Below are 21,581 nucleotides of genomic sequence, written 5' to 3'. Positions count from 1 at the left end.
AGTCATGAAAATAGGGTTTATTGGTCTTGGAACGATGGGACTTCCAATGACGAAAAATATATTAGCTGCGGGATATGACACTTATGTAGTAAGTAGAAGTCGTCCGCCAATAGAAGAGGCTGTAAACTCGGGAGCCAAAGAAGTAAAAAGTCCAAGAGAGTTAGTAGAAATATGTGATATCATATTAACTTGTTTACCTTTACCACAACATATTCTTGATGTATATGAGGGTGAGAATGGCTTAATTGCTGGTGCAACTGAAGGTAAACTCATAATTGATCACTCTACTGTTAGTCCTGAATTAAATCAGCAAATGAGTGAAGGGTTAGCTAGTAAAGGGGCATTATTTATGGATGCTCCTGTCAGTGGTGGACCAATGGGAGCGAAGGCAGGGTCTTTAACTATTATGTGTGGCGGAGCGGAAGAAGCTTTTATAAAGTCGTATGATCTATTAAAAGTCATAGGTGAATATGTCGTTCATGTAGGGCCGACAGGAAGTGGAAGTGTCATTAAACTCATTAATAACATGCTAGTTGGTGTTCATACAGCTGCGCTATCGGAAGCATTTGTTATGGGAGAAAAGGCAGGAGTCAATCCTCAAGTTTTATACGATATTGTAAAGCAAAGCTCTGGTTTTTCCAAAAGTATGGACTGGTCTGTAGAAGCTATTATGGATAGACAGTTTGAGCAACGATTCAGTATTAATTTACTACATAAGGATATGGGACTTGCTATTGACTTAGCAGAGCAATTAGGTGTACCAATTGAGCTCGTTGAACATTCTGAAAATATCGTTCGTAGAGCAAAGGAAAACTATGGTATAAATGATGTTTGTGCAATTATTCGTCCACTTGAACAACAGGTAGGAGTCGAAGTGAAGCGTTGGAAGTAAAATTCTAATAAAAAGGCAGAAAAAAAAGTCGATCGAGTTAGTAAACTCAACCGACTTTTTTTTATACTTCTTCCGATTCTCTAAGCTTTTTTCTTAAAGAAAAGCCCATTCCACAAGCAGCTGTTATGCCAATTAGTGAAAGTATTCCAATAAGAATACTACGTTCTGCAATCGCAACACCAATAGCCATAATAGCGATCACGGTTGCAATAGCAAGCGTTAAAAAAAGTATATTCTCTTTCTTCACACTATTTCCCCCTGATTTGTCATTTCTGATAAGTACTTATATTTTACCTTGAATTGGACAAAAGAAAAAGACCAATAATATGACAATATAGTTAAACATCATCGGAATAGTGGAATAAATTTCAGATAAGTTATTGATAATTTTTGATTTGTGATATAATTAGACAGTTATAATAACCTGTAAAAGGATAGGAGCGTTCAATTAGTATGAAATTACGTGAAGATATTAGAAATATAGCCATTATTGCCCACGTCGACCATGGAAAAACGACATTAGTAGACCAATTATTAAAACAATCAGGAACTTTCCGTGAAAATGAACAAGTTGACGAGAGAGCAATGGATTCCAATGCCTTAGAAAAAGAGCGAGGTATAACAATCCTAGCAAAAAACACTGCGATTAATTACAATGACAAACGAATTAATATATTAGATACACCAGGACACGCTGACTTCGGTGGTGAAGTAGAGCGTATTATGAAAATGGTTGACGGTGTATTATTAGTTGTTGACGCATATGAAGGAACGATGCCACAAACGAGATTCGTTTTGAAAAAAGCGTTAGAACAAAAGCTAAACCCAATTGTTGTCGTTAATAAAATTGATAAACCGTCTGCTCGTCCAGCTGAAGTTGTCGATGAGGTAGTTGACTTACTAATTGATTTAGGTGCAGATGAGGATCAGCTTGAATTCCCAGTTGTCTATGCATCTGCAATTAATGGAACAGCAAGTGCTGACGCAGAAAAGCAAGATGAAGATATGACAGCTTTATTTAATGCAATTATTGAGCATACTCCTGCTCCAGTTGACAATAGTGATGAAGCTCTCCAATTTCAAGTAACTATGCTAGATTATAGTGACTATTTAGGAAGAATTGGAATTGGCCGTGTGTTCCGTGGGACAATGGAAGTAGGTCAGCAAGTAGCACTTATGAAGCTTGATGGCTCAGTTAAACAATTCCGTGTAACTAAAATATTTGGATTTTTAGGCCTTAAGCGAATTGAAATTCAAAAAGCTCAGGCTGGAGACTTAATTGCTGTTTCAGGTATGGAAGAAATTAATGTTGGAGAAACGGTATGCCCTGTTGATCAACAAGAAGCTTTACCAATCTTACGTATTGACGAACCGACATTACAAATGACGTTTTTAGTTAATAACAGCCCCTTTGCAGGTCGTGAAGGTAAACATGTTACGAGTCGAAAGCTAGAAGAACGTTTAAAATCACAGCTTGAAACGGACGTTAGTTTACGTGTTGAAGATACGGATTCTCCTGATGCATGGACTGTATCAGGTCGTGGAGAGCTTCACCTTTCAATATTAATTGAGAATATGCGTAGAGAAGGATACGAGCTTCAAGTTTCGAAACCAGAAGTAATTATTCGTGAAATTGATGGTGTGAAGAGTGAACCAGTCGAAAGAGTTCAAATTGATGTTCCAGAGGAATATACGGGAGCTGTTATGGAATCACTTGGAGCACGTAAAGGTGAGATGATTAATATGACGAACACGGGTTCAGGTCAAGTTCGTTTAGAGTTCATGGTCCCTGCTCGTGGTCTTATTGGATATACAACGGAGTTTTTATCACAAACTCGTGGTTACGGTATTATTAACCATTCATTTGACTCTTACCAACCAATGATTCAAGGACAAGTAGGTGGACGTCGCCAAGGTGTACTAGTTTCAATGGAAACAGGTAAAGCATCACAATATGGTATTATGGGTGTAGAAGATCGAGGTACAATATTCGTTGAACCAGCAACAGAAATCTACGAAGGAATGATTGTTGGGGAACATAATCGTGAAAACGACTTAACCGTTAACATTACAAAGGTAAAACAAGCAACAAATATTCGTTCTGCTAATAAAGAACAAACGGTAAGTATGAAAAAGCCACGTATCTTATCATTAGAAGAAGCACTAGAATATTTAAATGAAGATGAGTACTGTGAAATTACGCCAGAATCTATTCGCCTTCGTAAAAAAATCTTAGACAAAAACGAGCGCGAGCGTATTATTAAGAAGAAAAAGCTGGCTAATCAGTCTAGCTAATAACATACTACTCATCTGAAAAAGGGAGAGAATCAGTATGGAAGGAAGACCTGAAATTGATGTTGAATCATTGTCGTGGCTACCACGAATAGTTGCAGAAAACCCAAATATGGGACTTTGGGTTTATTTAGGAATTGTTGCATTATCAATTCTTGTATTTAATCTAGGATTTGCAAGAAAGCTGCCTATTTTAAAATTGATAATCGTTTATATTGCTCTTTTTATTGGGTGTATCGTCATGTTTTTCTTAGCTCTGATGGGAGCACCGATAGTTGAGGTCCTTCTAATTTCAACTGCTGTTTTAGGAGTTTATAAACTAAGAATGCTACAAAGAAAACGTGAAGAGGCGAAAGGGTAATTTTTGATGAATCTTCAAGATGCATTATACAATTGGTTATCGATAAAAGTTGTACATGAAGCAAGACGTGATGATCAGGCAGCGTTAGATACGTATGAGTTTTTTACGACGATCTTAACAGAGGATCATAAACTTGAGGAGATTGAAGTTGAAGTGGATGACCCTATGTATATCGTTAATTATGTAAAAGACGGAAATAAAGAACAAAAACAATTTCCTATTGAGCTAATTGAAGCTTTATTAGTACAAATCGAGTCTGAACCAAAATATAATTAAGAAAAACAGGCTGTTGAGTATTTGCTCAACAGCCTGTTTTTTTGCTATTCTCGTTGTTCTTGCTACTCGGTCGCTTCGGTCCAGCAAACGTGTCCAAAGAGCAGGTCACTTATTTCTGGCCCTCCAGCGCTTATCGCCGATAAGCAGACTTTTCGATGTCTAGCTACGGCTCCTAGCGTCTAGTGGACTTCGCTCTCCTCCTTACGATAAGTCAACATCGGTTCGTTGCCTCACCGTGTATCCTTTATCTCATACGGAGGGCTCCAGTCCCTACGCCGCTAACCAGTCGCCTCCGCTTTTCTACTTGTCTAGCTACAGGTGCCATCGGCTCGAGGTCGCTTCGGTCCATCCAACGTGTCGAAAGAGCAGGCCACTTATTGCTGGCCCTCCAGCCTTGTCGCCAATAAGCAGGCACCTTTCGCTTTTCTAATTACCAATCGTTTTCGGTTTTTTGGGGGCGGTATAGGCGGAAGTTTCCGGAGGCTTTTCTTTCTTCAGTACGGTCCGAAATTCGTTCATAGCATTCATCGCACATGTAAGTATGAATTGGACGATTTCTTAGTTTTTTTGCTAAGGGACTATAATCATCAATTTTATCAATTTTATCACAGACTACACACTTGACTCTCAACACATTCACCTCACACTTGACGAAGGTACATTTCATATCTTAATTGTTATAGAATACCATTTAATTACACTAATAAAAAGGAAATTGAATAGTGTTCTTATTATCTCGTTTGTACTATTTTATCATTTTAACGTATTTCTTGAAAAAATAAATGAAAATAAAGCATATATGTTTTAACGAAGATTAAAAATAGGTATAGTATAGATGTAATTATAAAACGTGGAGGGATATAAATGGGAAACCAAGTGGAACCGAAACTAACGGAAGAATTATTACCATTGCTACAATCTGAGCGATTTGTTACTATAGCTACAGTTGATCATGAAACTGGAACGCCTAATGTTAATGCGATTTCATGGGTATTTGCACCTTCTCAAGAAAAAGTTCGTTTCGCAGTTGATAATCGTTCAAGAATTATTGAGAACATTAACAATCATAGTGGTGTAACATTAAATTTAATTGGTAATGGTTCTACATATTCAATTGTAGGAGATGCAACCGTTATTAAAGAAAAAATGGATGATGTACCACTTAAACTGGCACTAGTTGAAATCAATATTAAAGAAGTTCGCGATGTAATGTTCTATGGGTCACGTATTGCTGTTGAACCTAAGTATGAAAAAACATATGATGCAAATGCTGCTGCAAAATTAGATAGCCAAGTTATGGATTCGATGAAAAAAGCTTAGTCTCTGACTAGGCTTTTTTTTTGTAAAGGTTTTATTAAGGAATTAAGAAAATAAAGGGGATTGAATTAAAAGGAAAGAATTCTTATTAGTGGAGCCCTATTCTCAATAGCGAAAAAACATGTCTAAGAAAATTCTGTGTGATTGACTGAATTTTCTTCTATCTTTAGCCCATTTATCATACATCTATACTATAAGCCAAGTTTGCTTAGATAACGAATTCATTCATATGTGCATAGAATGATTATAAGAAATGTTGACAAATGAACTTTAGTCAGGAGGCGCAAATATTGAATAAAGTTTACGTCTTGGATACGAATGTATTACTACAAGATCCTCATGCGATTTATGCTTTTGAAGACAATGAAGTGGTCATTCCAGCAGTCGTACTAGAGGAAGTAGACTCAAAAAAGCGTTACATGGATGAAATTGGGCGTAATGCTAGGCAATTCTCTAAAATGATGGACAGCCTAAGAGGGAAAGGAAAATTGCATGAAGGAGTCGCTATTGAAACAGGTGGTACTGTTAGAGTAGAGCTTAATCACCGCTCTTTTCAAAAATTAAAAGATTTATTTGCTGAAATGACAAATGATAATCGAATTATCGCTGTTGCACTTAATTTAATGCTTGAGGAACAGGAGAAAGAGTACGGAAGAGAAGTTGTTCTTGTAAGTAAAGATGCATTAGTGCGTGTAAAAGCAGATGCATTAAAGATACCTGCTGAAGATTATTTGAGTGACCGTGTTATACAGTTTAACGATGTATATCCTGGTTATGTTGAAGTCTACGTTGATAAAGAAGTTGTTAACCAATTCTTTGTTGATAATGAGATTGCCATATCTGAACTAGCCAAGCACCCCTTTTATCCTCACCAATTTATTATTATGAAAGATGCGCTCGGAGGTTCCAGTTCAGCTATAGGAAAAGTTGAACCAGATGGAAAAAAAGTAAAACCATTTCAAGTTGACCCTGATCAAGTATGGGGTATAAAAGCAAGAAATGTGCAACAAAAAATGGCTCTTGAGCTCCTTCTTAGACAAGACATCCCCCTTATAACATTAATTGGGAAAGCTGGAACAGGGAAAACGTTACTTTCTTTAGCCGCTGGCCTACTACAAACAGAGGATCTAGGCCTGTATAAAAAGCTATTAGTAGCAAGACCAGTAATTCCTGTAGGTAAAGATATTGGATATTTACCAGGAGAAAAAGAAGAGAAGCTAAGACCTTGGATGCAACCAATATATGATAATTTAGAATATCTTTTTAATACTAAGAAGCCGGGCGAATTGGATCAAATATTAGCGGGAATGGGCTCCATTCAAGTTGAAGCATTAACTTATATAAGGGGCCGAAGCATCCCTGATCAATTTATAATTATCGATGAGGCACAAAATCTAACCAAGCACGAGGTGAAAACTATTCTAACTCGTGTGGGTGAAAGAAGTAAAATTGTTCTAATGGGCGACCCGAAACAAATCGACCATCCTTATTTAGACGAATATAATAACGGTTTAACGTATGTCGTTGAAAAGTTCAAGGATCAAACAATTAGCGGGCATGTAAAACTGCAAAAAGGTGAACGTTCTGGATTAGCACAGCTTGCAGCTGACTTACTCTAATGAGATTAATATCGGTTAAGAATAAGGCTGACAGTTGTCAGCCTTATTTTATCGTAAATTGTTTAACGTTCTTTATAGGATTCGTACGATTTGAACCGTCACCAAATAAGATGTAAATTGGCCCATCTTCTCTTAGTGGTTTACCAATATGTGAAAATTGTAAAATAAACTGTTTGGCCATTTCAAGTGAAAAAATCTCTTTTTTTCCATCGTGTGTTTCTACAATCATTTCTGAAACACCTTCTTCTGGTTGAGCGTTCTTAATAAAAGGAAGAAGATGCATGCCGAAGGTTCCGTTCTCAAGCTCTTGCCGTTTATACTTGATAACATTCCCGTTTGTTGGTTTTGGAGGTTCAGAGCCTTCTGTAATTTCTTTATCCCATTGCTTAGAGATAGCTTTCGTATATTTAGTTAATTCATCTTCCTCATCCCTTGGTAAATCAAAATATGTATTTAGATCAACCTTTCTTTCATCAAAGATCCAGACTGAAGGGTCAATTGTTAAAGGATGAGAAACTTTCCCGTTTATAAATATCACAAATTCCATATGTATCCTCCTTGTGCTTTTGACTATCCTAAGTATAAAGGGACAGGTCGAATTTGTCACATTGAATGATAGGAGTGGAAATTGTGAGTTGCTATAAAAAAGAAGATCTAGTAGAAATGGTAGAAGAAGCAAAAAGGTTAACTGAAAAAGGGAAGGTGGCAGATTATATCCCTGCTTTAGGTGAAGCTGATCCATCAACATTAGCTATCGCAATTTATACAGGTGAACAGGAATGTATGTATGCAGGAAACATAGATGAATTATTTACATTACAAAGTATTTCTAAGGTTTTAACACTAGCTTTAGCACTAATGGACCGCGGGCCAGAATATGTTTTTCAAAGAGTAGGTATGGAACCAACAGGTGATCCATTTAACTCTATTTCCAAATTGGAAACGAGTGTACCATCTAAACCTCTTAATCCAATGATAAATGCAGGTGCATTAGCAGTTACAGATATGTTAGTCGGCAATACACAAGAGGATAAACTAGAAAGGTTGCTTAATTTCATACGTAAACTCACAGGTAATGAGAATATAACATATAACCCAGTGGTTGCCCAATCTGAATTCGAGACTGCTGACTTAAACCGAGCACTCTGCTATTTCATGAGACAACATGGGATTATCAAGTCTAATATTGAAGATTTAATAGATCTTTATACGAAGCACTGTGCGATTGAAATGAATTGTAATGATTTAGCCAAACTAGGTTACGTCATCGGCAATGAAGGGAGAGACCCAGACTCTGATCAAAACATTATTCCACTAGAAATAGCGAGAATAGTGAAGACGTTCATGGTTACATGTGGAATGTACAATGCTTCAGGAGAGTTTGCTATAAAAGTTGGCATCCCAGCCAAGAGCGGTGTTTCAGGTGGTATTCTTGGTTCTGTCCCACATGGAGTTGGAGTTGGTATTTATGGTCCTGCACTTGATGAGAAGGGGAATAGTATCGGTGGCTTAAGGTTGTTAGAGTTACTTGCCAAACGATACAATTTAAGTATCTTTTAAGCTCAAATTAGATTCCTATCTTTTCAGATATTAAAAACATTGCATTTTTTTTCTATAGAATATACTATTAGTGTTAAATAGTAATATTGATCTTAAGAGTTTTCAGTTTAAAGGAGGGATCACGTTCTATGGAGACGATGACAGGACATAGCGAGAAAGCATATGCCCTTCTTAAATCGGATGCAGAAAAAATCCAGAAACTTATAGAAGTACAAATGGAGAATTTAACAATGCCTCAATGTCCTCTATATGAGGAAGTTTTAGATACACAAATGTTTGGACTTTCAAGAGAAATTGACTTTGCGACTCGTTTAGAATTAATTGACGAAGAAACAGGGAAGCAAATCTTATCTGATTTAGAACGGCGACTTGCTGCACTGCATGAAGCCACAACAAATGAGAAATAATAGAGAGGCTGGCTCAAACGTGAAATGTCAGGTACCTCAATTGTGAAATAATGGCTAAGAAATGTGTAGCTTTATTTTCACTAGAGGCGCTTAACGATGAGTCAGCCTTCTTTTTGTTAGTATTATACGGTGATTTTTTCCGATAAAAGGTTTAATTAGCAGTGATAACTAAAGCTCATAAGTATGATACAATAATAAAAATTGTTTGAAAGATATGAATACAAGATATATACTAAAATAAATAATTTCATCAGGTTATCAGACGTTTGAAGAAGTTGTGAAACTTAACTTTTTTCTTGCTTTATACTGAAAACCTTTTTAAAATAGTAAAAATAAAATTGAATATTCTTTCATTTTACAAGGGGGTCTATATGAACAGTTTAAGAAACATTAAGAAGGTATTAGTAGCAAACCGTGGTGAGATTGCCATCCGAATTTTCCGAGCTTGTACTGAACTACATATTCGTACGGTTGCTATTTACTCAAAAGAGGATACAGGTTCTTATCATCGTTATAAAGCAGATGAAGCCTACCTCGTGGGAGAAGGAAAAAAACCAATTGATGCCTACCTTGATATTGAAGGAATAATTGAGATTGCAAAGCGTAATGGCGTTGATGCGATTCATCCAGGCTATGGATTCCTTTCTGAGAATATTGAGTTCGCTAAACGATGCGCTGAAGAAGGCATTATTTTTATTGGTCCAAAAGAAGAGCATCTTATGATGTTTGGTGACAAAGTCCAAGCACGCCAGCAAGCTATTTTAGCTAATATTCCTGTAATTCCTGGTAGTGATGGGCCTGTTGAAAGTTTGGAGGAAGTCATAGATTTTGCTAAACAGCATGGCTACCCATTTATTATTAAGGCAGCCTTAGGTGGTGGCGGTCGTGGCATGCGTATCGTCCGTACTGAAGCTGAATTAAAAGAAGCATATGATCGTGCAAAGTCTGAAGCAAAATCCGCCTTTGGTAATGACCAAGTTTACGTAGAAAAGTTTGTTGAAAATCCAAAACATATTGAAGTACAAATTCTTGCTGATACACATGGTAATATCGTACACCTTTATGAGCGTGATTGCTCTGTGCAACGTCGCCACCAAAAAGTAGTAGAGGTAGCACCAAGTGTCTCAATAAATCAACAATTACGTGAAGAGATTTGTGAAGCTGCTGTTCAGTTAACGAAAAATGTAAATTATGTTAATGCAGGAACAGTGGAGTTTCTTGTTAGTGAAAATGGAGAATTTTTCTTTATTGAGGTAAACCCTCGAGTTCAAGTAGAACATACAATAACAGAAATGGTAACTGGAATTGATATTGTTCAATCACAGATTTTGATTGCTGACGGTGAACAATTACATGGACCAAAATTAGTTATTCCAACACAAGATAAAATTACTTGTAATGGTTATGCGATCCAGTCTCGTGTTACAACAGAAGATCCGAGCAATAACTTTATGCCAGATACAGGTCGTATTAATGCCTATCGTTCTGGTGGCGGATTTGGTGTTCGTTTAGATGCAGGAAACGGTTTCCAAGGTGCTGTCATAACACCATATTATGATTCTTTATTAGTAAAAGTTTCAACTTGGGCACTTACATTTGAACAAGCTGCGGCGAAGATGTTAAGAAACTTAAGAGAGTTCCGTATTCGTGGGATTATTACAAATATTCCATTCTTAGAAAATGTAGTTCAACATGAGAATTTTATTTCAGGTGAATATAACACTTCATTCATTGATACAACACCTGAATTATTTGTATTCCCAATAAGAAAAGACCGTGGAACGAAAATGCTAACATTTATTGGAGAGACGATAGTTAATGGTTATCCTGGACTGGAAAAAGTAAAGAAACCAGTGTTTGATAAACCTATTGTTCCTTCTGTAAAATACACAGATCCTATGCCTTCTGGTACAAAACAAATTTTAGACGAGCATGGAGCTGAAGGTCTTGCTAAGTGGGTTAAAGAACAAAAGGAAGTTCTTTTAACCGATACAACATTCCGAGATGCACATCAGTCACTTCTTGCAACTCGAGTTCGTACCCATGATTTAAAGAAAATTGCAGAACCTACTGCAAGGTTAGTTCCAAATTTGTTCTCTGCTGAAATGTGGGGCGGAGCAACCTACGATGTTGCTATGCGTTTCTTACATGAAGACCCATGGGATCGTTTATTTACATTAAGAAAGCAAATGCCAAATGTATTATTCCAAATGCTTCTTCGTGCTTCTAATGCGGTCGGATACACAAATTACCCTGATAATTTAATTCGTGAATTCGTAGATAAGTCTGCAAATGCAGGTATTGACGTTTTCCGAATATTTGATAGTTTGAACTGGGTAGAAGGTATGAGACTTGCGATTGATGCTGTAAGAGACACAGGGAAAATTGCGGAAGCAACTATGTGTTACACAGGTGATATTCTAGACCCGTCAAGAACAAAGTATGATTTAGCTTACTATACAAACCTAGCGAAAGAATTAGAACAATCAGGAGCTCACATATTAGGTATTAAAGATATGGCTGGTTTATTAAAGCCTGAATCGGCGTATCAATTAGTTTCTACATTGAAAGATACAGTTGATATCCCAATTCACCTTCATACACATGATACAAGTGGTAACGGATTATTTACGTATTCACGTGCAATTGAAGCAGGAGTAGATATTGTTGATGTTGCGATTGGTTCTATGGCTGGGTTAACGTCACAGCCGAGTGCAAATAGCTTATATTATGCACTATCAGGGTCAGATAGGCAACCGAATGTAAATATCGAGTCTCTAGAAAAATTAAGTGAATTCTGGGAAGGTTCTAGAAAATACTACAGTGGTTTTGAAAGTGGCATGAATGCACCACATACAGAAGTATATGAGCATGAAATGCCGGGTGGTCAATATAGTAATCTGCAACAACAAGCAAAAGCTGTCGGCTTGAAAAATCGTTGGGATGAAGTTAAGAAAATGTACCGAACTGTAAATGATATGTTCGGAGACGTAGTAAAAGTTACGCCATCATCTAAAGTAGTTGGCGATATGGCACTTTATATGGTTCAAAATAACTTAACGGAAGAAGACGTTTACGAACGAGGTGCTTCATTAGATTTCCCTGATTCAGTCGTGGAGTTCTTCCAAGGTAACTTAGGGCAACCATACCAAGGCTTCCCGAAGAAACTTCAAGATATAATCTTAAAGGGAAGAGAAGCGATTACTTGTCGACCTGGGGAGCTAATGGAACCAGTAGACTTTCCGAAATTAAAAGAAACATTATTTAATGAAATTGGTCGTCAAGTTACTGATTTTGACGTAATCTCATATGCGTTATATCCTAAAGTCTTTATGGAATACGAGCGATTTAGCCAACAGTTTGGAGATGTATCCGTATTAGATACACCAACATTCTTCTACGGCTTACGATTAGGGGAAGAAATTGAAGTAGAAATTGAACAAGGTAAAACATTAATAGTCAAACTCGTTTCAATTTCAAAACCACAAGACGACGGAACAAGAATCGTATACTTCGAACTAAATGGTCAACCTCGTGAAGTTATGATTAAAGACCAAAGTGTAAAAACATCTGTAGTAGTTCGTCCAAAAGTTGAAAAAGGCAACCCAAATCAAATTGGGGCTTCAATGCCAGGTACAGTTGTTAAAACGTTAGTGACTAAAGGCGATAAAGTCAAAAAAGGTGATCACCTGATGATTACTGAAGCGATGAAGATGGAAACGACGGTCCAAGCACCATTTGATGGAGAAATTCTTGATCTATACGTTAAGAATGGTGAAGCAATTCAAACAGGTGACTTACTGATTGAGTTATCTAAATAATAAATAGACGTAAGAAGGCTGACTCAATAAATGTTGGCACCCTCTGTAATTGATGAGACAATAAAATTCGTCAATTAGCGATAGGGTGTAAATATTTAAGTCAGCCTTCTGCCTTTTATCAAACTTATTTTAGGATGGTCTTGAGGTGAATGAACGTGTCAGAAATAATAGGTGTTTGGTTTCGAAGAGACTTTAGGTTAAATGATCAAACTGCACTTTTTCACTGTCTAGAACGAATAAAAGAATCAAATGGAAAATGGGTCGCAATATTTCATTTAGACCCTCAATTTACAAAAGATCTTACCCCTCACCATCAGTATTTTTATCAAACCGTTTATCAGTTCAAGCAATATTGTGAAAACCTAGGAATTACGTTACATGTTATCTATGGTCCTATTACAGAGTTTATTAATAAAATAGTCCAAGCAATACCTACAATAAAAGCAATCTACTATAATAAAGATGAAGTTGGAAAAGGAAAAGCTAGAGATGACCTAGTGAATGAAGAACTTGAAAAACGAGGGATTTCAATCTCTTCATTTCTTGATACCCACTTAACGTCTGCCGCACAAGGTGTTAAAGCTGATGGTCAACCTTATAAAGTGTACACCCCTTATTTTCGGACGTGGTTTAAACAAGAAAAACCATTACCGCTAACAATTGATATCTTTGAGTTAAAAAACTTTAACTATCATACAGATAAAATTGATTTATACGGTGAAGATTATTTCATCAATATAATTAATAAAATAAACCGTAATTGGGGGAAGCTTGGTGAAAGTGAAGCATTAAATCGTTTAGAACAATTTACCTCAAATATATATACATATCATATTAAAAGAGACATACCATCAGAGTATGGCACAAGTCAGTTATCTCCTTTTTTAAAAACGGGTGTTATATCTATACGGACCGTCTATAAAAAAATACTTGATTGCCAATTAGATGTAGGAGAAGGTGCACATACCTACATAAAGGAATTAGCTTGGCGGGAATTTTACAATATGCTCTATCATTTTTATCCAGACAGTAAACTAAAAGCATTTCGTGAAGAGTACCATGACCTTGATTGGGAAACTGATCCAGAACGATTTGAAAGGTGGAAAGAGGGGATTACCGGCTTTCCAATAGTTGATGCTGGAATGAGACAGTTGAAAAACGAGGGGTGGATGCACAACCGTCTTAGAATGATTACCGCTTCCTTTTTAACGAAAGATTACTTAATAGATTGGAGAATGGGTGAGCAATACTTTGAAAAAATGCTGATCGATTATGAAGAAGCTTCAAACATAGGTGGTTGGCAGTGGGCAGCTTCTGTAGGTTCCGATGCAGTACCTTATTTTCGGGTGTTTAACCCAACCCTTCAATCCGAGCGATTTGATCCTTTAGGAGAATATATAAAAAAATACATACCAGAACTTAATCACCTTCCTAAGAAATACATTCACCAACCATGGAAGGTAACAGAAAAATCAAAGTTTATGGATAGCTTTGTAGTGGGAAAAGATTATCCTGCACCAACTATAGATCATCAGGTACAAAGGCAAAAGGCGATCGCATTTTTTAAAGGAGGGCAATAAATGGAAGTAAGGAAACTGACTAAAAACGATATAGATGAAAGTTTTGATTTATCTCAATTTGCTTTTCAATATACACTTTCAGAAGAGGAACGAGAACATCGTCGAACCATTACACGTCCAGAAGATTCAATAGGTTATTATTCTGATGGAGAGTTACTAGCAAAAATGACAACCCTTCCATTACAAATACAAATTGAGGGGGTCTCGTTTGAAATGGGCGGTGTTTCTGGTGTAGCAACCTATCCAGAATATAGACGTAGTGGTTTGGTGAAAAACTTATTACAACAAGCACTAAAAGAAATGAAAGAGAATGGGCAAAGTATATCCTGTTTATTCCCTTTTTCAATACCTTTTTATCGGAAGTATGGATGGGAACTTTTTGTTGACTATCAAAAACTAACAATGACTAGAGATCAATTACCTAAATTTAATAATGTTAGTGGTATTGTGAAGAAGATTGATGGTACATCTATTGAAGTTTTAAAAGAAATTTATGATAACTATTCCAAGTCTTATACAGGGATGCTCATACGAAATGATAATTGGTGGAAAGATTGGGTCTTCTACCGTAAAAAAGGCAGAATGGCTGTTTATATAAACCCTAATGGAACACCAAGAGGCTATATTATTTACGAAGTGAAAGAGAGAAAAATGACAATCAAAGAACTAGTCACTCTCGATGAAGAAAGTAGAATAGGGTTATGGAATTTTATTGCTAATCACGATTCAATGGCAGATGAGTATATTATTTTGCAATTACCTTTAAGTGAGCCATACCCATATTGGTTACCAGACCCTAAAATACAAAAAGAGGTTGTTCCTTACTTCATGGCAAGAATAGTAGATGTAGAAAAGTTTTTACAAAATTACCCTTTTAATAAAAGATCAAAAAGTGTATTGTTTTTGCATGTTGTCGATAATTTTGCTGTTTGGAACAGTGCAACCTATCAAATTACTATTAACGAGTCAGAAATAAAAGTTATAAAACATGAGCCAAAAGAAAAAGGTACTTGCCAGCAAGAACCGAAACGAGGAATTTTTTGTAATATTAATGACCTTACAGCAGTGTTATTAAATTACCAATGTCCTAGCCACTTATTTCAAATGCAGCGAATTAAAGGACGGATAGAAGAAATAGATTTATTAAAGCAACTAACTGTTAAGAATGCAACTGGATTTATTGACTTTTTCTAAGGTGTATGAAAAAAATAAAAGACGAGAATGGCTTTTCATTCCCGTCTTTACTATTGTGGAGAATAATTTCTAAGAATATTTTTTTCGTGTAATAATCATTGTTAGATAACATAATGTCGTAAACAATAAGGAAATAATTAAAGCATGTAGCATTGCAGTGAATAAAGAAGCTGCAGTAAACACAATTGCAACACCACTTATTAATTGCGCTGTTACAAAAAGTAATGATAGACCAGTACCCCAAATGATTGTAGGTTCGTGGCGGTAGTTTCGTATTGCCCAAACAAACATTCCTAATATTACAAAGAACAGCGCGATCCCAACAATTCGATGGAAATAATGCGATCCGATAGGGCCAGCAAACCCAGGGAAAACTTGTCCATTACAGAGCGGGAAGCCTGAACATGCTAAAGTTGCTTGAGTATGTTTTACATAAGCACCTGTATAAATAACCAAATAACAATAGATGATGGCAAAAAATACATAATTCCTAAAACTTTTTGACACATTAGGTACAGGTACCTTTGATCTACCGTCTTCAAATGCTAGAACAGTTAATAATACAACTGTTGCTAACGATATTGCTGAAATTCCAAAATGTAACGCAAGTATCGCTTTAGATTGACCAAAGACAACAGCACCAGCTCCTAGTAAACCTTGGAAAAGGATAAAAAATACTGCCATAAGTGCCAAAAATTTCGCTTCGCGCATGTGAGAAAGTTTTCGCCAAGCCCATATTGCAAAGATAATTATTAATAGTCCCATTAACGCAGAAACTATTCGGTGACTATATTCAATAATAGTTTCTATTTGTGGAGAGGTAGGAATGACTTCTCCAAAACATAATGGCCATGTTGCTCCACAACCTTCGCCAGAGCCAGTCTTAGTAACTAGTGCACCTTGTAGTAGAACAATTAACATCCCTATGGATGTGATAACGCCAAATATTTTTAAATACCTATGCAATTCATTCACCTTCTTTTCAATTTGAGTTAGATGTATTAAAATATATGAGGCTATTATTGATCTTAAAAAAAAAGAACGGCTTAGTCAATTTCTATTGGATGAACATTTTATGTACACATAAAAATGTGAAGATAGTGTGAAACTTTTGATTTTGATGAAACAAAGTAGATTTTAAGATATAATGTGGATATGACTCGATAGAATATTAATTTAGTCTGTTGATGTTAGCCGTTCTCGAAAAAGGGGGTGAAAGGGAGATGAATAAGACCAACACAGTGATAGAAGCTACAAATGTAATTCCTGATGAGTCAAGTATAATAGTTACCGACCAGCAAAAGTCTTGGAAGGATTATCTAACACTTGGCAAAATAGGGATCGTTACTTCAAACCTTATCACTACATTTGCTGGTCTATTTCTAGCAGCAAAGTATTCGGGTATTAGCTTGGCAGATAACCTCCATATTGTCATTTTTGCACTCTTAGGTGCAGCTTTGGTTATGGCTGGTGGATGTACTTTAAATAATTTTATTGATAGAGATATTGATCCTATTATGAAGCGTACAAAAGATAGACCATCTGTTAACGGGAGGTTTCAAGCAAATCATATCCTCTGGGTAGGTCTTATCCAGTCAGGTTTAGGTATTTTGTTACTAGCATTTGCCAACTCCGTTGCAGCTGTCATTGGAATTATTGGTTTATTCGTATATGTAGTATTGTATACAATGTGGTCAAAACGTACGCACTCGTTAAATACAGTGATTGGGAGTATTTCTGGAGCTGTACCTCCATTAATAGGGTGGGCTGCACTTGACCCAGGACTTCATACGTATGCTTGGCTGTTATTCTTTATCATGTTCTTTTGGCAACCTCCACATTTCCTAGCGTTAGCTATGAAGAGATGTGAGGAATATCGCGCTGCGGGTATCCCGATGTTACCTGTTGTTGCGGGTTTTGAGATGACGAAACGTCAAATGGTTCTCTATGTAGCTATATTGATCCCAGTATCATTAATGTTAGCACCATTTGGCCTCGTATATACAATAGTAGCTACTGCACTTGGTGTAGGTTGGTTAATCTTGGGGATAGCAGGTTTTAAGATGAAGGATGATATTAAATGGGCACGATTAATGTTCGTTTATTCCCTTAATTATCTTACAATCTTGTTTGTTCTTATGGTCATTGTCCACATATAGAGAGAAAACTATGAGGGGAATAGTGACTGTAAAATAAAAAAAACGTAGTATTCACTACAAAGCGAAAGTGAGGATTGATTGTCAGATGAGAAATTGGAAAAATGCATTGCGTTTGCTTCCTCTTTCACTTCTTGTCTTTTTTATGACAGGGTGTGGTGAGGCAAACCTTACTGCGCTTGATCCGAAAGGACCGCAAGCACAGTGGATTTATGACAAAATGTTATTGTCATTATTTGTCATGATTTTCGTGGCAGCATTTGTTTTTGCAGTATTCTTTATTATTCTAATTAAGTTTAGAAGAAAACCTGGCGATGATGCGTACCCTAAACAAGTTCACGGGAGTACAACGCTAGAAATTATTTGGACAGCTATTCCTATTCTTTTATTAGCAATTTTAGCTGTACCAACAATCACAGGTTCTTTCATGATGGCCGATACTGAGCCAGAGGGAGATCACACTGTTCATATCAAAGTAACAGGTCATCAGTTCTGGTGGCAATTTGATTATGAGGATGAAGGCTTTACAGCAGGTCAAGATGTATACATCCCTACTAATGAAAAGGTTATCTTTGAATTACATGCAAGTGATGTACAACACTCTTTCTGGGTACCGGCACTTGGAGGTAAAGTAGATAATGTTCCTGGTATTACGAACCATCTTTGGTTAGAAGCATCTGAGCCAGGAATTTATAAAGGTAAATGTACAGAGCTTTGTGGACCAGAGCATGCTCTTATGGACTTTAAAGTAATTGCTTTAGATCGTCCAGATTACGATGCATGGGTTGCAGGTATGCAAGCAAAAGCAGAAGATAATTCTGAAGTTTTAGCACGTCAAGGTTATGAAGTATTTGAAAACCAAGGTTGTATTGGCTGTCACGCGATTAGCGGTGCAGGTTCTGACCTAGGACCAACACTTACTAACTTTGGTGAGCGTACAGTTATTGCAGGTTACCTTGAGTATACTGACGAGCATTTAGAAGCTTGGATCCGTGATCCTGAGTCGTTAAAACAAGGTAATAACATGCCAGCATATCCTGATCTAAGCGATGAAGATATGACAGCATTAATCGCATTCTTAAAATCTTTAAAAGTTAACGAATAATATATAAATTTGAATAAAGGAGGGAATCCCCATTGGCTACAACTGCATTGGCTAATACAAAGTCAAAAAGTGTAATTTGGGATTGGTTAACTACTGTTGACCATAAGAAAATAGCCATCCTCTACTTAGTAGCTGGTACGCTTTACTTCGTTCAAGCTGGACTAATGGCATTATTAATGCGGATCCAGTTAATGTACCCAGAAAATACGTTTATGACGGGTCAAACTTTTAATGAATTACTTACAATGCACGGTACGGTCATGCTATTCTTTGTGGCAACGCCGTTACTGTTTGCTTTTATGAACTATATGATTCCATTACAAATCGGAGCACGTGATGTTGCGTTCCCATTTGTTAACTCATTAGGTTTCTGGATTTTCTTCTTTGGTGCTCTATTAACTAACATGAGTTGGTTTTTTGGTGGTGGACCAGATGCAGGTTGGACAGCATACGTTCCTCTTGCTGGACGTGACTATGCTGGTCTTGGACTTGACTTCTACGTATTAGGTTTACAGGTTGCTGGTATCGGTACATTATTATCGGGTATTAACTTCCTAGTAACGATCATTAACATGCGTGCACCTGGTATGACAATGATGCGTTTACCGTTATTCGTATGGACATCATTCATTTCATCAATGCTAATTTTATTTGCTTTCACACCATTAGCAGCAGGTCTTGCTTTACTAATGTTAGACCGTATTTTTGGTGCACAGTTCTTCATCCCTGGTATGGGTGGTAATACAGTATTATGGCAACATATTTTCTGGATTTTCGGACACCCAGAGGTTTATATTCTAGTACTTCCTGCATTTGGTATTATTTCTGAAGTACTTCCTGCTTTCTCAAGAAAGCGTCTATTTGGTTATACAGCAATGGTATTCGCGACGATCGTTATCGCATTCTTAGGTTTCATGGTTTGGGCTCACCACATGTTTACTGTAGGTATGGGACCAATTGCTAACGCAATTTTTGCAGTAGCAACGATGACAATTGCAGTACCAACTGGTATTAAAGTATTTAACTGGTTATTTACAATGTGGGGCGGTAAAATAACATTTAATACATCAATGTTATTCGCTTCAACTTTCGTTCCAACATTCGTACTTGGTGGGGTTACAGGTGTAATGCTTGCAATGGGACCTGTAGACTACCTATACCATGATACGTACTTTGTAGTAGCGCACTTCCACTACATTATCGTTGGTGGTATCGTATTTGCATTATTCGCTGGGTTATTCTACTGGTACCCTAAAATGTTTGGTCATAAGCTTAATGAGAAGCTAGGGATCTTCATGTATATCTTATTTGCAATCGGGTTCCATTTAACATTCTTCATTCAGCACTTCTTAGGTTTAATGGGTATGCCTCGTCGTGTGTACACATACCTAGATGGTCAAGGTTTAAATGCATTTAACTATATTAGTACAATTGGGGTATTCTTCATGAGTGCTGCAGTTATCGTACTAGTAATCAACGTTATTTATTCAGCATATAAAGGTGAGCGTGTAACAGTTGCAGATCCATGGGATGCTCGTACATTAGAGTGGGCTACTCCTACTCCAGTTCCAGAGTATAACTTTGCACAAACGCCACAAGTTCGTTCATTAGACCCACTTTTCTATGAGAAAGTTCATGGAGATGGAAAAATGAAGCCAGCTGAACCAATTGCTCCAATTCACATGCCAAATGGATCAATTATTCCGTTCATTATGTCAATTGGATTATTCATCTTAGGTTTTGGTTTTGTTATGATGAACATGGAAAACCCAATCGTGCCTCCATTTGTTATTATCGCTCTAGGTGCTGTTGTAACATTTGGTTCTATGATTGCTCGTTCAGTTAAAGAAGATCATGGATATTACATTCCAGTTGAAGAAATCAAAGAGAAGGAGGTAAGCTAACGATGGGACACGCGGTAGATACTTCTAAAGGGCTTCCTCCTCATCCAGAGAGGGCGACACTCGAAGGGAAAAATAAGTTTTTAGGCTTTTGGTTCTTCTTAGGTGGAGAAACTGTACTATTTGCAACTTTCTTTGGTACGTATCTCGGTCTACGTAATGGTGTTGCTGATGGTCCAACTGCAGCAGAAATTTTCCAGTTACCATTAGTATTCATTATGACAATGCTACTTTTAACAAGTAGTTTAACGAGTGTACTAGCAATGTATGCCATGAAAAAGAATAATTTCAAGGCAATGGTTGCTTGGTTATGGGTTACAGTATTATTAGGACTTGGGTTCTTAGGTATGGAGATTTACGAGTTCTACGAGTATTCAGTTCACTATGGTTTAGGTTATACGACAAGTGCTTTCGCATCATCTTTCTATACATTAGTTGGTTTGCATGGTGCCCACGTTGTCTTCGGTCTTTCATGGATCGTTTGTTTGTTAATTCGTTACCGTCGTTCTGGTATTACGTTAACAAATGCTCCGAAATTCTACGTTGCCAGCCTTTACTGGCACTTTATCGACGTAGTTTGGGTGTTTATCTTTACAGTAGTATATTTAATGGGAATAGGAGGTTAAGTTTATGGCAGACAACTTAAGTACTTCTTTTTCTAAAAGTGCAATGTCAGAAGAAGAATTAAGAAAGACGAATGACGAGCAGAAGCGTCAAATTATCGCGTTTGCGTTAATGATCTTCTTAACGTTATTGGCTTTCGTAGCAGTAGCTACTGAAATTATCCCTGCTACTTTTGCCATCCCTTTCATCTTAATTCTAGCTGTTATTCAGCTATTCCTTCAGCTGTTATATTTCATGCATTTGAAGGATAAAGACCATGGGTGGGCTAGCTCGTTTATGGCATCTGGATTTGTTATTGCAATTCCAGCAATCGCTGCGTTAATGCTTCTACTAGGAATTACGAAGTATTAATTCAGAACAAAAGTCGGCTGTATTTTAACAGCCGGCTTTTTTTGTTCACCCAGCATGGGCGAACTCTAACGGGTGAAAGTCCCGAGTACAACCTTGTAGCGGTAAGTACATAGCCAAAAGCAAGG

At 36.9% G+C, this 21,581-nt stretch carries 21 protein-coding genes; 16 read left to right on the top strand and 5 right to left on the bottom strand.

Annotated features, from left to right (window positions below; genetic code table 11):
- Positions 1 to 4: 4 nt before the first annotated feature.
- A complete protein-coding gene (locus GKP30_RS03980) occupies positions 5 to 892 on the top strand; it encodes an NAD(P)-dependent oxidoreductase (protein WP_216828118.1) in 888 nt (295 codons plus the stop codon).
- A 61-nt stretch (positions 893 to 953) separates the two neighbouring features.
- On the opposite strand, the gene GKP30_RS03975 is transcribed toward GKP30_RS03980, so the two are convergent.
- Complete coding sequence (locus tag GKP30_RS03975; RefSeq protein ID WP_216828117.1) at positions 954 to 1,139, bottom strand: DUF5325 family protein; 186 nt, start codon at positions 1,137 to 1,139, stop codon at positions 954 to 956.
- Positions 1,140 to 1,345: 206 nt separating this feature from the next.
- On the opposite strand from GKP30_RS03975, the gene typA reads away from it, so the two are divergent.
- The 3 genes from typA to GKP30_RS03960 are packed head-to-tail and all read left to right on the top strand — an operon-like array spanning position 1,346 to position 3,821.
- Entirely contained in the window at positions 1,346 to 3,187 is a 1,842-nt protein-coding gene (gene typA / locus GKP30_RS03970) for a translational GTPase TypA (protein ID WP_216828116.1), read from the top strand.
- 37 nt (positions 3,188 to 3,224) lie between these two features.
- Positions 3,225 to 3,545, top strand: coding sequence for a YlaH-like family protein (locus tag GKP30_RS03965; protein ID WP_216828115.1), 321 nt, complete (start codon positions 3,225 to 3,227; stop codon positions 3,543 to 3,545).
- Positions 3,546 to 3,548: 3 nt separating this feature from the next.
- Positions 3,549 to 3,821, top strand: a complete 273-nt coding sequence (locus GKP30_RS03960; protein WP_216828114.1) for a hypothetical protein — start codon at positions 3,549 to 3,551, stop codon at positions 3,819 to 3,821.
- A gap of 244 nt (positions 3,822 to 4,065) precedes the next feature.
- Here the strand turns inward: GKP30_RS03960 and GKP30_RS03955 are convergent, their stop codons facing one another.
- Both GKP30_RS03955 and GKP30_RS03950 read right to left on the bottom strand, forming a co-directional pair.
- Positions 4,066 to 4,236, bottom strand: coding sequence for a hypothetical protein (locus GKP30_RS03955; RefSeq protein WP_216828113.1), 171 nt, complete (start codon positions 4,234 to 4,236; stop codon positions 4,066 to 4,068).
- A 15-nt stretch (positions 4,237 to 4,251) separates the two neighbouring features.
- Positions 4,252 to 4,452 carry a YlaI family protein gene (locus GKP30_RS03950; RefSeq protein WP_216828112.1) on the bottom strand — a complete coding sequence of 67 codons (201 nt, stop codon included), beginning with the start codon at positions 4,450 to 4,452 and terminating at the stop codon, positions 4,252 to 4,254.
- Between the two features lie 233 nt (positions 4,453 to 4,685).
- On the opposite strand from GKP30_RS03950, the gene GKP30_RS03945 reads away from it, so the two are divergent.
- The gene (locus tag GKP30_RS03945; protein WP_216828111.1) at positions 4,686 to 5,141 is read left to right on the top strand and encodes a pyridoxamine 5'-phosphate oxidase family protein; all 456 of its coding nucleotides are present in this window, start codon (positions 4,686 to 4,688) and stop codon (positions 5,139 to 5,141) included.
- A 287-nt stretch (positions 5,142 to 5,428) separates the two neighbouring features.
- On the top strand, positions 5,429 to 6,757 hold the full coding sequence (locus tag GKP30_RS03940) for a PhoH family protein (RefSeq protein WP_216828110.1): 1,329 nt from the start codon (positions 5,429 to 5,431) through the stop codon (positions 6,755 to 6,757).
- Positions 6,758 to 6,800: 43 nt separating this feature from the next.
- On the opposite strand, the gene GKP30_RS03935 is transcribed toward GKP30_RS03940, so the two are convergent.
- On the bottom strand, positions 6,801 to 7,304 hold the full coding sequence (locus GKP30_RS03935; RefSeq protein ID WP_216828109.1) for a peptidyl-prolyl cis-trans isomerase: 504 nt from the start codon (positions 7,302 to 7,304) through the stop codon (positions 6,801 to 6,803).
- Between the two features lie 83 nt (positions 7,305 to 7,387).
- Between GKP30_RS03935 and glsA the strand changes: the two genes are divergently transcribed.
- The 5 genes from glsA to GKP30_RS03910 all read left to right on the top strand — a co-directional run bounded on the left by glsA (position 7,388) and on the right by GKP30_RS03910 (position 15,319).
- The gene (glsA, locus tag GKP30_RS03930) at positions 7,388 to 8,317 is read left to right on the top strand and encodes a glutaminase A (RefSeq protein ID WP_328703115.1); all 930 of its coding nucleotides are present in this window, start codon (positions 7,388 to 7,390) and stop codon (positions 8,315 to 8,317) included.
- Positions 8,318 to 8,445: 128 nt separating this feature from the next.
- Positions 8,446 to 8,724, top strand: coding sequence for a YlaN family protein (locus GKP30_RS03925; RefSeq protein ID WP_216828107.1), 279 nt, complete (start codon positions 8,446 to 8,448; stop codon positions 8,722 to 8,724).
- 371 nt (positions 8,725 to 9,095) lie between these two features.
- Complete coding sequence (pyc, locus tag GKP30_RS03920) at positions 9,096 to 12,545, top strand: pyruvate carboxylase (RefSeq protein ID WP_216828106.1); 3,450 nt, start codon at positions 9,096 to 9,098, stop codon at positions 12,543 to 12,545.
- A 155-nt stretch (positions 12,546 to 12,700) separates the two neighbouring features.
- The gene (locus GKP30_RS03915; RefSeq protein ID WP_328703114.1) at positions 12,701 to 14,125 is read left to right on the top strand and encodes a cryptochrome/photolyase family protein; all 1,425 of its coding nucleotides are present in this window, start codon (positions 12,701 to 12,703) and stop codon (positions 14,123 to 14,125) included.
- A complete protein-coding gene (locus GKP30_RS03910; RefSeq protein WP_216828104.1) occupies positions 14,126 to 15,319 on the top strand; it encodes a GNAT family N-acetyltransferase in 1,194 nt (397 codons plus the stop codon).
- A 69-nt stretch (positions 15,320 to 15,388) separates the two neighbouring features.
- Here the strand turns inward: GKP30_RS03910 and GKP30_RS03905 are convergent, their stop codons facing one another.
- Complete coding sequence (locus tag GKP30_RS03905) at positions 15,389 to 16,285, bottom strand: COX15/CtaA family protein (RefSeq protein WP_216828103.1); 897 nt, start codon at positions 16,283 to 16,285, stop codon at positions 15,389 to 15,391.
- Between the two features lie 257 nt (positions 16,286 to 16,542).
- Between GKP30_RS03905 and cyoE the strand changes: the two genes are divergently transcribed.
- From cyoE to GKP30_RS03880, 5 genes are all read left to right on the top strand, one after another.
- A complete protein-coding gene (gene cyoE / locus GKP30_RS03900; RefSeq protein WP_216828102.1) occupies positions 16,543 to 17,478 on the top strand; it encodes a heme o synthase in 936 nt (311 codons plus the stop codon).
- Positions 17,479 to 17,563: 85 nt separating this feature from the next.
- Positions 17,564 to 18,580 (top strand): cytochrome c oxidase subunit II, encoded by a 1,017-nt coding sequence (gene coxB, locus GKP30_RS03895; RefSeq protein WP_216828101.1) that lies wholly within the window; start codon positions 17,564 to 17,566, stop codon positions 18,578 to 18,580.
- A gap of 32 nt (positions 18,581 to 18,612) precedes the next feature.
- Positions 18,613 to 20,484: a cytochrome c oxidase subunit I gene (ctaD, locus tag GKP30_RS03890; RefSeq protein WP_236034888.1), complete on the top strand. Its 1,872-nt coding sequence runs from the start codon at positions 18,613 to 18,615 to the stop codon at positions 20,482 to 20,484.
- A 2-nt stretch (positions 20,485 to 20,486) separates the two neighbouring features.
- Positions 20,487 to 21,107: a cytochrome (ubi)quinol oxidase subunit III gene (locus GKP30_RS03885; RefSeq protein WP_216828100.1), complete on the top strand. Its 621-nt coding sequence runs from the start codon at positions 20,487 to 20,489 to the stop codon at positions 21,105 to 21,107.
- Positions 21,108 to 21,111: 4 nt separating this feature from the next.
- Positions 21,112 to 21,456 (top strand): cytochrome C oxidase subunit IV family protein, encoded by a 345-nt coding sequence (locus GKP30_RS03880; RefSeq protein WP_216828099.1) that lies wholly within the window; start codon positions 21,112 to 21,114, stop codon positions 21,454 to 21,456.
- The last annotated feature ends 125 nt before the right edge of the window (positions 21,457 to 21,581 follow it).

Origin of the sequence: Alkalihalobacterium elongatum (genome assembly GCF_019024285.1) — a bacterium.
GTDB lineage: Bacteria > Bacillota > Bacilli > Bacillales > Bacillaceae_F > Alkalihalobacterium > Alkalihalobacterium elongatum.
The sequence above is the reverse complement of the archived record's forward strand: the minus strand, read 5'-3'. Positions and strand labels throughout refer to the sequence as shown.